Below are 14,998 nucleotides of genomic sequence, written 5' to 3' on the forward strand. Positions count from 1 at the left end.
GGCAGGTTTCAGGCGATCGTGGTGATATCTCCATCATCGAAGTAGATCGCCTGGTGCAGCCGGCCACCCAAGGCGGCGGCAAACCGGGCGACTACGTCCTGCCCGGAAATCTTGCCCTCTTCGATCTGCGAGACCCGGCCCTTGGTGACGCCCATCCGTTCAGCCACGTGTTGCCGGGTCAGGCCCCGCGCACGGCGCACCTCGGCGAGCCGATGGCCAACCGATGCCCAGGATCGGCTACGTAGTGCATCAGAGCGTGTGCCCCAACCGCCCACCGCAGGGAGATCCCAGGACGATGACCGCCACCTGCAGCCTCGTTGCCAGGCTGGTGTCATGAGCGCGGGCAACCGCGACCTTCGGCTTTGGCGGCGAGGTGACGTTTCCCCGGAGGAGATCCCCGGTGCTCCGGAGGGTGCTCTGGTGGATAGCGCCCGGATGTTGGAAGGCTGCGGCCGGGTGGCCGGCGGCCTGATTCCCCAGGGTCATCTGTCGGGTGGACCCTCCGGCAAGCGTGTCGTGTGGGGGGAAGGTATCTGGCCGGGGGAGATGATCCCGGCGCGCGATACGATCAAACTGAAACACGACTTCATCCGCTCCATCGTCATGGAGCCGTCGGTGCAGTTCATCGTGCACAGTCCGGCCGGTTGTGGTGGCTGCGCGGTGTCGGTCCGGTCGGTGCTCCGACCACCACACCCGGAGCGTCGCGCCCTTCGTGTACCCAACCTCACCGGCCGACCTGCACCGGTGGCCTCCATGCCCAGGACCACTCCGTATCCTGTTTCGCACCGTGAAGAAGGAAGAAAAAGGAAGAAATATGTCCAGGTCCAGGTCCAGGTCCAGGTCCAGGTCCAGGAGCTTGAGCGTCATGGCGGCGCTGTGTGTGCTTACGGCTGTCGCGTGCGGAGAGACATCGCAAACGCCGGCCTCGCCCGAAACCCGCGTGACGGCCAAGTCTGGCAACCCAAGCGCAGCGGCCGGGAGCAGGCTGTCTGCCGGCGGAAATACACCCGCGCCGAGCGACGGCTCGTCATGGGCTGAGCTGCCGCAGTGCGCCTCGATCGACGTGTCGCCAGTCGGGTCACTGGGGCCCGGCTGGGACACCAGCGCGGACGACTGGATCTACGCCGACAACGGCACACCGCCCAAAGGGTGGGCGCGCGGCTGTTCGGTGGGGTACTCGGCGACCAACACCTACGGCAACCATGTCACGGTCGCAGCAGTCACCATGATCCTACGCCGCCGTACAGACCCAGACGAACTTCGGCGGTTCATGGAGTACGGCTCACCCCGTGGCCCCGGGCCCGATGACCTGCACCGTGTCACCGCCGTGCCCGGCATCGGGGATGCGGCCAACGGCGTCACCAACACCCCGATCGGGGACGTCGAGCGCCCCTACGTTCTGTGGACGCACCGAGGAGCAAACAGCGTGCAACTCACGGTAGAGATCTACCACGAGCCCAGCCAGCCAAGTGGCCCCAAGATCAACTCTACCGACGCTCAGCGAGTGCTGACGCAGATCGCGGGGCGGCTGTTGGACAGCTAACGATCTTTGACTGCCAGGGTCTTTGGAGCGCCCGGCAATGCTGATGTGGAGAAGAGCGTGACCTGGCCGTTCTCGCCCGTCCAGACGCCACGCAGAACCTTGTCATCCGGTGAGGATCCTCAGCGCGCGGCGGGCGAGCATGCCGACCGGCTCGCCCCTGCTGAGCATGCGTTCATCGGTGCTTTCCCCGCGGACGTACCGCCGATAGAGCTGCTGGCAGACGACGGCGGTCTTCCAGCAGGCAAACGCCTCGTACCAGGCGAGGTCGCTCAGGTCGGTTCCGGTCCGCGCGGTGTACCGTTCGGCGACCTCGGCCCGGCTCGGCAGGCCGAGCTCGGGTTGGCCGGCCACGACGAGCGCGTGGTCGTCGTGGGTGTCGGATGGGTCCGGCCAGTAGTTGAGCAGCGTCCCCACGTCGACGAGCGGGTCGCCGAGGGTGGCCATGTCCCAGTCGAACACCGACGTCACCCGGTCGGGCAACCCGGGTCTGAACTGGCAATTGTCAATCTTGAAGTCGTTGTGCAGAAGCGTCGCCTTCGCTGAGGTCGGCCGGAGGCGTTCGAGCCGTTCGCCGACCTCGGTCATGACGGCGTCCGTTTTCACGGCGTCGGCCGTCCTGGCGGCGTCCGCCGTGGCGGTGCCGGTCTCGGGGAGAGCCACCAGCTCCCACCGCCGGCGCCATCCGGCCGCCTGCCGGGCGAGGTACCCCTCGGGGCGGCCGAGGTCAGCCAGCCCACAGGCCGCCGGGTCGACGAGGTGCAGATCGGCGAGGGCGTCCACCACGGCGAACCCGACATGCCGGGCCGCGTCGGGCAGCCCGCGCATGGACGGCGGCAGCTCGGACCAGATCACCACGCCGGTCCGATACTCGCAGACCACGAAGTCGCTGCCGATGACATCGTGATCATCGCAGTGGAGATAGGCGCGCGGGGCGCGGTCGAACTGTTGCCACAGCTTCGACAGCACGCGGTACTCGCGGCGCATGTCGTGGGCGCCCGGTGCGATGATGCCGAACGGCGGGCGGCGCAGAACGACCTGGGTGGGTCCGAACGACAGTAGGTAGGTGAGGTTGGCTGAACCGTTGGGGAACTGCGCAACGGTCAGCTCGCCGGTCACGTCCAGCCCCTGCTCGGCCAGACGCGGCCGCAGGTGGGCGGCCAGGAGGTCCCAGGGCATCTGTTCGCCGGGCCGGACCGGCGCGATGTCGGGCGGATCCTGGAGTGCCCTCGACTGGGTTGTCACGTCCGAAACCCCTTTATCGTCCTTAGAGCGACCGGCAACAGGGGACGCGGCGTCGCGGGGCCGGGGCACGCACCTCGCCGCGTTGTCGTCGGTCGACACCCAACACCTCCGGTGCCTCCCTCCGCCGCCTCGCGATGCACGCACCCCGGCCCCGCTCCTTGATCCACGCCCCTATTGCCGGGCGCTCTTATTCCCCGGCAGCTGTCCACCGGCGTCCCGGCCGAGGGCGTTCTGGCTCCGGTGATCTTGGCGAAGCAGTCCCTTGACGTCAATTTATCATGATGTTTAAGTTGACGCCTACACGGGTTTCAAGGGATGTCGAGGGAAACCATGGGTGTGAGGCAGCCAGCCGGCGATCCGGACGGTACGCAGGATCTGGAGGCATTCCGGCGGGGCGCACGCAGGTGGCTAGCCGAACACGCGTTCTCGCGGGAAGAGTCTGGAGCGGGCACGGAAAGTGAGGATGTTTCCTACGACGTGTCAGTCTTTCACGACCTCTCCTTTGACGACGAGAAGGCCTTGATCGAGCGGGTGGCGGACTGGCAGCGGCAGAAGGTCGACGCGGGGTTCGGCGCGTTGGGCTGGCCACCGGAGCACGGTGGCGCGGGGCTGGGGCCGGAGTTCGTCGAGGCGTTCGCCGCCGAGGAGACGCGCTTGGCCGTTCCGCCTGCCCATGAACTGGTGTCGGTGACAGTGCATCTGATCGCGCCGACCATCCGACTCGTCGGCACGCCCGAACAGCGTGATCGTTTCATGCGGGGCTTTCTGCGTGCCGAAAGTCTGTGCTGCCAGCTCTTCTCGGAGCCGGGGGCCGGATCCGACCTGGCTGCGCTGGCGACCCGTGCCGTCCACGACGGCGACGGATGGGTGCTCAACGGGCAGAAGGTGTGGAGCTCGGGGGCGCAGTTCGCCGCCTGGGGCATGGTGTTGGCCAGGACCGACCCGGACGTTCCCAAACACGCGGGCATCACCGCCTTCCTGCTTCCTCTCGACACGCCCGGCGTGACCGTACGGCCGTTGCGCCAGATGTCGGGTGGCACATCCTTCAACGAGGTCTTCCTCGACGACGTCCGGATCCCGGACTCGCTGCGCCTGGGGGCGGTGGGGGCGGGTTGGAAGGTGACCCTCACGACGCTCGGCTTCGAGCGGGAGGTGAGTGGCGGGCCTGGCCGTGTCGGGGGCGGGTGGCGGCAGCTGGCTCCGCTCGCCTGCGCGCTCGGCCGGTTCGATGATCCATTGGTGCGCCAGAAACTGGCCGACGTCTACATCAGTGAACGTCTCGCCGAGGTGGCGTCGCTGCGGGAGGCCGCCGAGCGGCGTTCCGGGCATCCTGCGGGACCGGAGGGATCGTTCCGCAAACTGCACTGGGTGCGGAGTCTGGCGCTTGCCTCGCTGGCGGCGGAGGCGGTGCTGGGGGCGCGTCTGGTGGCGGACACCGGTGAGTGGGGCACGTTCGCGTGGAGCGCGCACATTCTGGGCGCTCCCGGATATCGGATCGCCGGTGGTTCGGACGAGATCCAACGCAACATCATCGCCGAGCGACTCCTCGGGCTGCCGAGCGAGGAACGGATCGACCGCCACCGGCCGTGGCGGGAGGTTCCCCGATGACGGGGCTGGCTGGGGAGGAGCCGCAGTGCTCCGCGGACGCGAGCAGCCAGCACGCGGCGGCAGCGCGTACGGGCACGAGAACGGGAACGGCCGCGGGAACGGCCGCGGGAACGGCCGCGGAACGGACGCTCGAGGGCAGCGTGGCGCTGGTGACGGGGGGCAGCCGGGGGTTGGGCCGGGAGATGGTGCTGGCCTTCGCGCAGGCCGGTGCCGACGTGATGATCACCAGTCGGAAGCTGGCCGGTTGCGAGGCGCTTGCCGATGAAGTACGTCGCACGACCGGTCGGCGAGCATTTCCCTACGCCGCCCACGTGGGGGACTGGGATGGGCTCACCGGGATGGTGGACGCCGCCTACGGCGAGTTCGGTCACCTCGATGTGCTGGTCAACAACGCGGGGATAGCTCCGCTGTACCCGAGCCTGGAGCAGGTCAGCGAGGCGCTGTTCGACAAGGTGATGGCTGTCAACCTCAAGGGCCCGTTCCGGCTCACCGCCCTGGTGGGCAGCCGGATGGCGCGTGACGGAGGTGGCTCGATCATAAACGTCAGCAGTGTGGCGTCGATCCGCCCGACCCCGAGAGATCTTCCGTATGCCGCCGCCAAAGCCGGGCTGAACACGTTGACAACCGGGTTCGCGCTGGCGTTCGGACCGGCGGTCCGGGTGAACACCATCATGGCCGGGCCGTTTTTCACCGATATCAGCGAGGCGTGGGACGCAGAGGCCTTCGAGGCGCTCGCGCGCCGGTTCCCGCTGCGGCGCGGTGGGCAGCCGAGTGAAATCGTCGGGGCGGCGCTGTACTTCGCCTCGCGGGCGTCAAGCTTTACCACCGGGGCGGTGCTGACCGTGGACGGTGGCCAGGCGACCACACCCTACGACGCCGATATTGTCCACAGTTTACCGTAAAGGATATCCGCCCGTGGTCATTGTCATAAACACGGGTTCGAAGGGCGGAGGAGGCGGCGTGGCCTGGGATTTTGAGATCGATCCGGTATTCCAGCGGGAGCTGGGCGGTCCCGGATACGGGCAGCTGGGTTCACTATCCGGACGGTGCGTGACGGCGACACATGGGTGATCAACGGGGAGAAATGGTTCTCCTCGCACGCCCGGTTCGCGTCGTTTTTCATTGTGAGCGGGGCAGGTCGTCAGGAGGGAGTGCGGGCTGATGGATCTGGCGTCGAGTGAGGAACGGGAGCAGTTACGGCACGCCGTCCGGGAGTTCCTGGCGGAATACTCCCCGCAGACCGAGGTCCGGCGTCTGATGGAGACGCCTGAAGGCTTCGACCGGGAGGTCTGGTCGCGGCTGGCGGGCGAGCTGGGTGTCGTCGGCCTGCTCGTCCCCGAGGAGTACGGCGGGGCCGGGGCAGGTATCGGCGAGGTCGGCATCGTCCTGGAGGAGATGGGGCGCGCCCTGCTGTGCGCGCCGTACCTGTCCACCGCCGTGCTCGCCGCCGGTGTCCTGCTGCATCTGGACGACGAGGCCGCGCGCAAGGACTACCTGCCGGGTATCGCGGCCGGCCATACCGTCGCGACCGTCGCGCTCGCCGAGGAGTCGGTTCGCTGGGATGCGGTGGGCGTGGCCGCTACGGCTACCCACGATGCGTCGGGATGGCGGCTGCGGGGGACGAAGATGTTCGTCCTCGACGGGCTGCACGCCGATCTCCTCCTCGTGGCAGCCCGCACCAGCGGTGGCGGTGGCGGTGGTGGAAGCGATGACGGCGACGGCGGGCCTGGTGGCGAGGTCAACCTGTTCGCGGTCGAGGGCACCGCGCCCGGCCTGCGCCGGAGCGCGATGCGGACGCTGGACCCGACCCGGCGCCAGGCACGCCTGGACCTCGACGATGTGCCGGGCCGCCTGCTCGGCCCGTCCGGCGGTGCCGACCGGACGCTGGAGTACCTCGTGCACCTCGCCGCCGTCGCCCTGGCCTGCGAACAGGTCGGCGGCGCGGCACACGTGCTGGACATGGCGGTCGGATACGCGAAGACGCGGGTGCAGTTCGGACGTCCGATCGGGCAGTTCCAGGCGATCAAGCACCGCTGCGCCGAGATCGCGCTGGAACTCGACGCAGCCCGCACGGCAGCGGCATACGGGCTGTGGGCGGCCCAGGAACACGAGGTGGAGCTGCCGGTAGCCGCAGCTGCCGCCAAGGTCCGCTGCTCGGAGGCTTTCGCGTTCGCGGCGGCCGAGAACATCCAGGTGCACGGGGGTATCGGGTTCACCTGGGAGCATCCCGCCCATCTGTACTTCCGCCGAGCCACCAGCAGCGAGCTGATGTTCGGTGACCCCGCCCACCACCGGGAGCAGCTCATCCGCCATCTCACCGTCGAGGCCGGCGGGTGACCGTCGAGGAGGAGTTTCACCACCGGGACAGGTGTGCGATCGTCGGCATCGGCGCGACCGACTATTCGCGTGCCTCGGGCCGCAGCGACCTGACGTTGGCGACGCAGGCGGCCTTGGCCGCTCTCGATGACGCCGGGTTGTCGCCGCATGACGTCGACGGCATCGTCCGCTGCGACATGGACACCGTGCGCCAGCACGATCTTGCCGACGCGCTGGGCATCCAGGATCTGACCTACTGGTCGGAGGTCGGTCCGGGCGGGGTGGCGCCGTGCGCGATGGTCGGCCATGCGGTGGGCGCGATCCTGTCCGGACAGGCCACGACGGTGCTGGTGTTCCGGGAGCTCAACGGCCGTTCCGGGCGCCGTTACGGGCTGTCGTCGGCCATGGACGCGCAGGTTGGCGGTGCGGGTAGCTACGACGAGTTCTTCGCCCCCTACGGGCTGCTCACGCCGGGGCAGATCTTCGCGATGATGGCTCGGCGACACATGATCGAGTACGGGACGCGGGCGGAGGAGCTCGGGCACATCGCGTTGGTCTGCCGGGCCCGGGCGAACGCGAACCCCGCGGCGCAGATGCACGGGCGTGCGCTGTCGATGGACGACTACCTGTCCGCCCGGATGATCGCCGATCCGTTGCGGCTGTTCGACTTCTGTCTGGAGACGGACGGGGCGTGCGCGCTTGTCGTGACGAGCGCGGCCCGGGCGCGCGACGGCCGCAAGCCGCCAGTCCTGATCCGGGCGGTGGCGCAGGGCAGCGGCCGCAACCCTCAGCCCGGCATCCAGTTCCCCGTCCTGATGCGGGAATCGATCACCGAGCTGCCGGCTCGGTCGGTCGCCCGCACGCTCTACCGCCGCGCCGGGCTTGGTCCGCACGACATCGACGTCGCCCAGATCTACGACTGCTTCACGATCACGGTGCTGCTCCAGCTCGAGGACTGGGGATTCTGCCCGAAGGGCGAGGGCGGGCCGTTCGTCGCCGGCGGCGGGATCGACCTCGGCGGCCGTATCCCGATCAACACCGGCGGCGGGCATCTGTCCGAGGGCTACCTGCACGGTATGAACCACATCCTCGAGGGTGTCCGCCAGCTACGCGGCGAGTCGACGTCGCAGGTGCCCGGGGCCGAGGTCTGCCTGGTCACCTCCACGCCACTGCCCCCGGGCAGCGCCCTCCTCCTCCGGACGGCATGACGTGGGAGGCAGCGGGGCGGGCAACGTGGCGGGCAGCGGGGCGGGGCCTGTCCGAGCGGTGGACCCGCGTCTTGTCCCCAGGGACGACGACCGGGACACCGGCGGCTTCTTCCAGGCCGCCCGGCGCGGCGAGCTGGTCGTGCGGATGTGCAACGGGTGCGGCGCGCTTCTGCACATGCCCAGGGCCTATTGCCATACCTGCGGGAGCTGGGACGGGCGCTGGCAGTCGGTGGCCGGCACCGGCACCGCCTACTCCTGGACGGTGGTCACCCACCAGGTACACCCGTTCTTCCCGGTGCCCTACACGGTGGTCCTCGTTCAGCTCGACGACGTGCCGGCCGCCCGTCTCGTCGGCCACCTGCCCGGCGCGTACCCGATCACCGCCGGGCAGCCGATGCGGGTCTGGTTCGAGACCGTCGCAGACGGTGTCGTCATACCCCAGTGGAAGCCACAACTGTCATCTGCAGAACAACCATGTGTAGAAGGACCACCTGCGGAGAGCGAAAGATGACCATCAGGACGCGCGCGGCACTGTTATGGGAAGCGCCCGGCCGGTGGGAGGTCGGCGAGGTCGAGCTGGACGAGCCGAAGGAGAACGAGGTTCTCGTCCAGCTCGCCGCGAGCGGCTTATGCCATTCCGACGACCACTTCGCCAAGGGCGACATCAGTGTCGCCACCCTGCCGTTCGTCGGTGGCCATGAGGGAGCCGGCGTCGTCGAGGCGGTAGGACCGGGCGTGCGGACGCTCAAGCCCGGTGACCGCATCGTCACCGCCTTCGTCCCCGGCTGCGGGCGCTGCCGGTGGTGCGCGTCCGGCCAGCAGAACATCTGCGACAACGGTGCGCTGATGCTCACCGGCAGCCAGCTCGACGGTACCTTCCGGATGCATGTGGACGGTCGTGACGTCGGTCAGGGGGGCTGCGTCTCCACCTTCTCCGAGTGGAGCGTGATGCCCGAGGCGTCCTGTGTGAAGATCGACGATGATGTGCCCTTCCAGGTCGCCTGCCTGGTCGGATGCGGGGTTCCCACCGGGTGGGGTTCCTCGGTCCGGGCAGCCGGCATCGTCCCCGGCGACGTCATCATCATCGTGGGTACCGGCGGGGTCGGCATGAACGCGGTCCAGGGCGCCCGCTACGTCGGAGCCACCCGGGTCATCGCCGTCGATCCCGTCCCTTTCAAACGGGAACTCGCCCTGAAAATGGGGGCAACCGACGCGTTCGCCGACATCGAGCCGGCGGCCGAACTGGCACGCAGCATCACCAACGGGCAGGGCGCGGACGCGGCCGTGGTCACGGTCGGCGTTGTGACCGGGCAGCATCTCGCCCAGGCGTTCGCGGCCATCCGCAAAGGCGGAACCGTCGTCGCCACCGCCGCCGGCAACCAGAACGAGACGGGCATCCCGGTCAACCTGCTTGAGCTGACGATGTACCAGAAGCGGATACAGGGGGCGATCTACGGCATGGGTTCCCCGGTGCGTGAGATCCCGCTGATGATCGACCTCTACAAGCGGGGGGATCTCAAACTCGACGAGCTGGTCACCCGTACCTACCCGCTGGAGGAGATCAACCAGGGCTACGAGGACATGCACGCCGGGCTGAACATCCGTGGCGTCATCACCTTCAACTGACGGCCGTCTTCAACTGATGGTCACCTTCGACTGACGGGATTGCACGGCGATGAGGACACGTGCGGCGGTGCTGTGGCCCGATCGGTCGCAGTGGAGCATTGAGGAGATCACCCTCGACCCGCCGGCCGCGGGTGAGGTTCTGGTCCGGATGGTGGCCACCGGCCTGTGTCACAGCGACCACCACCTGCTCGACGGCGGGTATCCCGGCGCGCGCCGGCCGGTTATCGGCGGCCACGAGGGAGCGGGCGTCGTCGAGGCCGTCGGAGCCGGGGTGCACGCAATCCGTCCCGGTGACCATGTCGTGCTCAGCGTCCCGCTGCCGCCGTGCGGGGCGTGCGTCGCGTGCCTCGACGCCCTCCCGTACCTGTGTGAGCGGGGTGCCCTGATCGGGCAGGGCTTCCAGATCTCCGACGGCACCGCCCGCCATCATGCCCGCGGCGAGGATCTGAGCGTCTTCGTGTTTCTCGGTACCTTTGCCGAGCACACGGTCGTCAATGAGGCGAGCTGCGTCGTCGTCGATCCCGCGCTGCCTCTTGAGGCCGCCTGCACCATCGCCTGCGCCGGTGTCACTGGATGGGGAGCCGTCCTGAACACCGCCGAAGTACGTGCCGGGGACACGGTCGTGGTGGTCGGGGTCGGCGGGATCGGTGCGAACGCCGTCCAGGCCGCTCGTTTCGCCGGCGCCCGCTCGATCGTGGCCGTTGATCCCGTTCCCTTCAAGCGAGGTGTCGCGAAACGGCTCGGTGCCGACATCGCGGTGGCAAGCCTCGGGGAGGCGGCGACGGTGGTGACCGACATGACGGCCGGCCGGATGGCGAACACGGTCGTCATGGCCATGGCGGTCGGTGACGGCCGCTGCACCGAGGCGGCCCTGTCCCTGGTCGGAAAGCGCGGCCGGGTGGTCGTGGTAAACGTCCATCCCGCCGACGAGAACACGGCCACGATCAACCTGCGGAACCTGCAGAGCCTGGAGAAGCAGGTCGTCGGCTGTCTCGCCGGTTCATGGGACGGGCGAAAAGGCATCCGTTTTCTTGCCGATCTCCACCGGGCCGGCCGTTACGACCTCGACTCCATCGTCACCCGCACCTATGACTCGCTCGCCGCACTGCCGTCGGGATACCGCGACCAGGCCGAGGGCACCATCATCAGAGGAGTGCTTCGCCTTTCCTGAGCACCGCGTCCGGCGGCTCCGGCGGCTCCGGCGGGCTCCGGCAGGTCCGGTGGGTCCGTCGCGTCCATCCCGGGCGTCATCGTTGCGGATCGGCGAAGTATCTCCGCAGGCCCGACAGGGCTTCGTCGAGGAGTTCCTCGATCATGCGGTCCTCGTGTTCCAGCCATTGTTCATAGGCGGACACGGCGAGCGCGAGGGTGACCTGGCCCACGGTGCGTGGCAGCAGGTCAGCGGAGGATATGCCGTGGCGGTCGGCGGCGTAGGAGATGATCACCTCGCGCCACTGCCGGTATTTGAGGGCGGAGTGGGCCTGCAGTGTCGGCGTCCGAAGTAGCAGCGCCATCCGTTGCCGGTGCTGGGCGAGTGCCGGCGTGTCGACGTGGTTGAAGGCGAGCACCGCTTGCTGGACGGCCTCGTAGACGGGGATGTCGTGGGGCATGGAGTCCAGGGACTTCCGGAGTTGGACGAGGTTCTCGTCGAACCGGCCCCAGGGGATGTCGTTCTTGGATGGGTAGTACCTCAGCACGGTGCGCCGCCCGACCCCCGTGGCCTCGGCGATCGCGTCCAGCGTGGTGGCGTCGAACCCTCGCTCGGTGAACAGCGCGAACGCCGCCCGTTCGATCGTGGCGTGATCGGTAACGGGTGGGCGGCCCTTCGGGCGCCTGGATGGGGTGGGCACGGATATCAGACCCTAACGGATAGCAGACTCTAACCGATATCAGACCCGAAGGGAGGCCAACAAGGATCGGGCGATCTCTTTTTTTTGGCCACGAGTGCCATTAAAGTTGCCACACGCCGCGGACAGCGGCCCGAGTGACAGGACTGAGGTGTCATGCAGGGGTACACGGTGCCCGCCGAGGAGAGCGTCCCGCAGGTTGACGAGCCGGGCGCGACGCCTTGTCTCACCCGGCTGCGTCCCTCCGGCCGTGGCGCCCGTTGGCTGCATGTATCGCTCCAGGCTGACCTGCTCGACAGATGGGACGCCCTCGTCGGGGGCGCCACGGAAGGTGGGATATGGGCAACGGGTGGTTCGAGTCGGTCGCCGAGGCACGGAAGCGGGCCCGGGGAAGGCTTCCCGCATCGGTATACGGCGCGCTGCTGGCCGGCTCGCAGGAGGGTGTTTCGTTGCGGGACAACACCGCGGCGTTCGCCGAGCTCGGCTTCGCTCCGCATGTGGCGGACCTGCCGGCCAAGCGGGACCAGGAGACCACGGTCATGGGTCAGCCGATATCGATGCCGGTGATCATTTCTCCCACCGGAGTCCAGGCGGTCCATCCCGAGGGTGAGGTGGCGGTGGCGCGGGCCGCCGCGGCGCGGGGCACGGCGATGGGGCTCAGCTCGTTCGCCAGCAAGCCGATCGAGGACGTCGTGGCGGCCAACTCGCGGACCTTCTTCCAGATGTACTGGATGGGCACCAGGGAGTGCATGATCCGGCGAATGGAGCACGCCCAGCAGGCCGGCGCGGTCGGCTTGATCCTCACCCTGGACTGGTCGTTCTCGCACGGCCGGGACTGGGGCAGCCCCTGGATACCCGACCGGCTGGACCTGAAGACCATGGCGCGGCTGGCCCCCCAGGCCCTGTCCCGGCCCGCTTGGCTGCTGGAATACCTTCGCTCCGGAAGCCTCCCCGACCTGACCGTGCCGAACCTGGCCGAGGCGGGCCAGCCGCTCCCCACCTTTTTCGGCGCGTACGGCGAATGGATGCAGACACCCCCGGCGACCTGGGACGACATCGCCTGGATACGCCGGCGGTGGCAGGGGCCGTTCATGCTCAAGGGCGTGTGCCGCGTGGACGACGCCCGGCGCGCGGTCGACGCCGGGGTCAGCGCCATCTCGGTCTCCAACCACGGTGGCAACAATCTCGATGGGACGCCGGCCCCGATCCGGGCACTGCCGGCGGTCGTGGACGCGGTCGGAGACACCATTGAGGTGCTGATGGACGGCGGTATCCGCCGGGGCGGCGACGTGGTGAAGGCAGTTGCGCTCGGTGCGCGGGCGGTGATGATCGGCCGTGCGTACCTGTGGGGCCTGGCCGCCGCCGGGCAGGCGGGGGTGGAGAACGTGCTCGACATCCTGCGCGGCGATATCGATTCGGCCCTGCTCGGGCTGGGGCGCTCGTCCATCCACGACCTGACGCCGAACGATGTCGTGATGCCCGAAGGCTTCACCCGGAGACTGGGCACCGCGGCCACCTGATGAACCCGCCCGCGAGCCCGACCAGCAGCGCCACGTCTGCCACGTCTGCCACGTCTGCCACGTCTGCCACGTCTGCCACGTCTGCCACGTCTGCCACGCGGACGCGTCTATCGCGGTTTTCCTGGTCCGGGCTTCCGGCTGAACCCCTGGTCCTGGTTCCGGTCGGCTCCTTCGAGCAGCACGGGCCGCACCTGCCGCTGGCCACCGACACCACGATTGCGGTGGCGGTGGCCGAAGGAGCCGCGGCACGGCTGCTCCACCGGTGCCCCGCAGAGCCGGTACTGGTCGCACCGCCGGTCACGTATGCCGCCAGCGGCGAGCACCAGCCGTTTGCGGGCACGATCTCCATCGGCAACGAGGTCTTGGGGTCGATGCTGGTGGAACTGGTCCGCTCGATGGCCACCTGGTGCGGCCGCATCGTGTTCGTCAACGCCCACGGCGGCAACCTGCAGAGTTTGTCCCGAGCCGTCGTACAGATGCGCTATGAGCAACACCGGGTGGCGTGGGTACCGTGCGAAACCGAAAACGTCGACGCCCACGCCGGCTTCACCGAGACCTCGCTCATGCTGCACCTGGCCCCCGAACTGGTGGACATGACACAAGCCGCGGTGGGCAACACCGCCCCCATCACCGAGCTGCTACCGGCCATCGTCGCCTCCGGCGTTCGCTCAGTCTCGCCGTCCGGCGTGCTCGGCGACCCGACCGCCGCCACCGCCCATGAAGGGGAGCGTGTGCTGCGGAAGATGATCGAGGATGTGTCCGAGTTGATCGCACGCGGTGAGCCCGACACCGACGGCCGCCTCCGCACGCGTTTGTCCGAGGGATGCCGCAGGGGAGTGCAGGCCCCGACTCCGGACGCGTCGCTCTGGTAACCGGCGTCGCCCGTTACCATCCCTGCCATGGCCACGATAACGGTACCCTCGGCACGGCCTCAACCGATGATTGCTGTTGCCGATGTCGAGAAGGCGAGTCACTGGTACCAGCAGGTGCTCGCTGTATCCAGCGGCCATGGTGGCGTCGAGCACGAACAGCTCCGGCAGACGGACAGTTGATTCTTCAGTAGCGCAGGTAGACGGCCTGCAGCCGCTGTCAGCTGTCAGCCTGCCGGCGCAGTGGATCGCGGCCGGCTTTGTTTTCGATAATTGAATCGGGGGAGAATGGATTCTCAAAGAAATGCTGCCCGGAATGGGTGGGTCGCGATGTTCGCGACTTTGGCTGCTGCGGTCATAGGGGGAGCATGCGCCGTTGTCGCCGCCTTCATAAAAAGTGGTAACGGTGTTGCAGTGGGAGTTTCGGTCGCTCCCGCCATGCCGCAGACGGTCATGGCGTCTCCATTTCTGAGTCCAACGAGCCCGGCGTCGATGGTTATTTCTTTTATTCCTGCGTCGCCGAATCAGATTTTCGGCCGAAGTTCGGAAAACGCGCCGGTAGGTTCTGCGGTAGGTCCTGCGGTAGGTCCTGCGGTAGGTCCTGCGGTAGTTTCCACGGTTGCTCCCACGGTTGCTCAGGGAAGCCCTCGACCGTCGGGCGCACCTACGAGCAATTCCTACCTCAACAAAATGATCAAAACCTCCGACGGAGCTGTCTACTACATCAACTCCGACGGCCTACGCCAGTACGTACCGAATTCCAACATTGAGAACTGCATCCGGGTCCGCGCCAATGTGACGGGCCCGTTTTCGGTCGATTATTCCACCCTTGACGCCTATCGATCATCTCCAAAGAAAGCATACTGCCCATACGAAAAGGAAAAATATCTCAACTTTGTCTCGGCGGATGGGAATTGGGTGTGGCTCGTAGAAGCCGGCGGTATCAAGCATCATGTAGGTACTACGTGTGGAGGCGCGGCTGCATATACCGACGAGAGCCCGAAGTGGTGGAAGGTTCATCGGATACCAGCAGGCGAGACAGATGGGCACGAGGCCGGCTCTGACTGGTTCGCGTCGGATAGTACCTGTGCTGCACTGGCACCATAGCGGGAGAAGTCGCGTTCGCACCCGCCGTTGGCGAGGTCCGACAGGGAGAGCTCCGACATGGCGCTGGTCGACATGGCGCTGGTCGACATGGCTCCGTCCGACGGGGCGCCTC

Annotated in this window: 14 protein-coding genes and 1 pseudogene; 12 read left to right on the plus strand and 3 right to left on the minus strand. The window is 67.9% G+C overall.

Going from position 1 to position 14,998, the window contains the following annotated elements; all coding sequences use genetic code 11:
* Positions 1-8 precede the first annotated feature (8 nt).
* Positions 9-221 (minus strand): annotated as a pseudogene (locus U9978_RS17170) (helix-turn-helix domain-containing protein); the annotation flags it as partial.
* 112 nt (positions 222-333) lie between these two features.
* Here U9978_RS17170 and U9978_RS17175 point away from each other — a divergent pair.
* Both U9978_RS17175 and U9978_RS17180 read left to right on the plus strand, forming a co-directional pair.
* Positions 334-1,038 carry a hypothetical protein gene (locus U9978_RS17175; protein ID WP_322762153.1) on the plus strand — a complete coding sequence of 235 codons (705 nt, stop codon included), beginning with the start codon at positions 334-336 and terminating at the stop codon, positions 1,036-1,038.
* Between the two features lie 25 nt (positions 1,039-1,063).
* Positions 1,064-1,543, plus strand: a complete 480-nt coding sequence (locus U9978_RS17180) for a hypothetical protein (protein WP_322762154.1) — start codon at positions 1,064-1,066, stop codon at positions 1,541-1,543.
* A gap of 102 nt (positions 1,544-1,645) precedes the next feature.
* Here the strand turns inward: U9978_RS17180 and U9978_RS17185 are convergent, their stop codons facing one another.
* Positions 1,646-2,719: a phosphotransferase family protein gene (locus U9978_RS17185; protein ID WP_416211013.1), complete on the minus strand. Its 1,074-nt coding sequence runs from the start codon at positions 2,717-2,719 to the stop codon at positions 1,646-1,648.
* Between the two features lie 402 nt (positions 2,720-3,121).
* Between U9978_RS17185 and U9978_RS17190 the strand changes: the two genes are divergently transcribed.
* From U9978_RS17190 to U9978_RS17220, 7 genes are all read left to right on the plus strand, one after another.
* Positions 3,122-4,393, plus strand: coding sequence for an acyl-CoA dehydrogenase family protein (locus tag U9978_RS17190; RefSeq protein ID WP_322762156.1), 1,272 nt, complete (start codon positions 3,122-3,124; stop codon positions 4,391-4,393).
* Positions 4,390-5,295 (plus strand): SDR family oxidoreductase, encoded by a 906-nt coding sequence (locus U9978_RS17195; protein ID WP_322762157.1) that lies wholly within the window; start codon positions 4,390-4,392, stop codon positions 5,293-5,295. Before U9978_RS17190 ends, U9978_RS17195 begins: the two co-directional genes overlap by 4 nt.
* A 259-nt stretch (positions 5,296-5,554) precedes the next feature.
* Positions 5,555-6,730 carry an acyl-CoA dehydrogenase family protein gene (locus U9978_RS17200; protein ID WP_322762158.1) on the plus strand — a complete coding sequence of 392 codons (1,176 nt, stop codon included), beginning with the start codon at positions 5,555-5,557 and terminating at the stop codon, positions 6,728-6,730.
* Positions 6,727-7,917, plus strand: coding sequence for a thiolase C-terminal domain-containing protein (locus U9978_RS17205; RefSeq protein WP_322762159.1), 1,191 nt, complete (start codon positions 6,727-6,729; stop codon positions 7,915-7,917). Before U9978_RS17200 ends, U9978_RS17205 begins: the two co-directional genes overlap by 4 nt.
* Before the next feature lies 1 nt (position 7,918).
* Complete coding sequence (locus U9978_RS17210; protein WP_322762160.1) at positions 7,919-8,428, plus strand: Zn-ribbon domain-containing OB-fold protein; 510 nt, start codon at positions 7,919-7,921, stop codon at positions 8,426-8,428.
* A 2-nt stretch (positions 8,429-8,430) separates the two neighbouring features.
* A complete protein-coding gene (locus U9978_RS17215; protein WP_416211014.1) occupies positions 8,431-9,543 on the plus strand; it encodes an NDMA-dependent alcohol dehydrogenase in 1,113 nt (370 codons plus the stop codon).
* 49 nt (positions 9,544-9,592) lie between these two features.
* Positions 9,593-10,714: an alcohol dehydrogenase catalytic domain-containing protein gene (locus U9978_RS17220; RefSeq protein ID WP_322762162.1), complete on the plus strand. Its 1,122-nt coding sequence runs from the start codon at positions 9,593-9,595 to the stop codon at positions 10,712-10,714.
* 76 nt (positions 10,715-10,790) lie between these two features.
* Here the strand turns inward: U9978_RS17220 and mftR are convergent, their stop codons facing one another.
* A complete protein-coding gene (mftR, locus tag U9978_RS17225) occupies positions 10,791-11,393 on the minus strand; it encodes a mycofactocin system transcriptional regulator (RefSeq protein WP_322762163.1) in 603 nt (200 codons plus the stop codon).
* A gap of 335 nt (positions 11,394-11,728) precedes the next feature.
* Between mftR and mftD the strand changes: the two genes are divergently transcribed.
* From mftD to U9978_RS17240, 3 genes are all read left to right on the plus strand, one after another.
* Entirely contained in the window at positions 11,729-12,910 is a 1,182-nt protein-coding gene (gene mftD, locus U9978_RS17230; RefSeq protein ID WP_322762164.1) for a pre-mycofactocin synthase MftD, read from the plus strand.
* Complete coding sequence (mftE, locus tag U9978_RS17235; RefSeq protein WP_322762165.1) at positions 12,910-13,782, plus strand: mycofactocin biosynthesis peptidyl-dipeptidase MftE; 873 nt, start codon at positions 12,910-12,912, stop codon at positions 13,780-13,782. Before mftD ends, mftE begins: the two co-directional genes overlap by 1 nt.
* Before the next feature lie 327 nt (positions 13,783-14,109).
* The gene (locus tag U9978_RS17240) at positions 14,110-14,886 is read left to right on the plus strand and encodes a hypothetical protein (protein ID WP_322762166.1); all 777 of its coding nucleotides are present in this window, start codon (positions 14,110-14,112) and stop codon (positions 14,884-14,886) included.
* Positions 14,887-14,998: the final 112 nt, after the last annotated feature.

Source organism: Protofrankia sp. Cr2, assembly GCF_963555885.1.
Classification (GTDB): Bacteria; Actinomycetota; Actinomycetes; order Frankiales; family Frankiaceae; genus Protofrankia.

What these genes read in the sequence shown, in the direction of transcription:
- U9978_RS17175 (WP_322762153.1), top strand. Translation starts at nt 334, where the DNA reads ATGAGCGCGGGCAACCGCGACCTTCGGCTTTGGCGGCGAGGTGACGTT.
- U9978_RS17185 (WP_416211013.1), bottom strand. Translation starts at nt 2,719, where the DNA reads ATGCCCTGGGACCTCCTGGCCGCCCACCTGCGGCCGCGTCTGGCCGAG.
- U9978_RS17195 (WP_322762157.1), top strand. Translation starts at nt 4,390, where the DNA reads ATGACGGGGCTGGCTGGGGAGGAGCCGCAGTGCTCCGCGGACGCGAGC.
- U9978_RS17200 (WP_322762158.1), top strand. Translation starts at nt 5,555, where the DNA reads ATGGATCTGGCGTCGAGTGAGGAACGGGAGCAGTTACGGCACGCCGTC.
- U9978_RS17220 (WP_322762162.1), top strand. Translation starts at nt 9,593, where the DNA reads ATGAGGACACGTGCGGCGGTGCTGTGGCCCGATCGGTCGCAGTGGAGC.
- mftD (WP_322762164.1), top strand. Translation starts at nt 11,729, where the DNA reads ATGGGCAACGGGTGGTTCGAGTCGGTCGCCGAGGCACGGAAGCGGGCC.
- mftE (WP_322762165.1), top strand. Translation starts at nt 12,910, where the DNA reads ATGAACCCGCCCGCGAGCCCGACCAGCAGCGCCACGTCTGCCACGTCT.
- U9978_RS17240 (WP_322762166.1), top strand. Translation starts at nt 14,110, where the DNA reads ATGTTCGCGACTTTGGCTGCTGCGGTCATAGGGGGAGCATGCGCCGTT.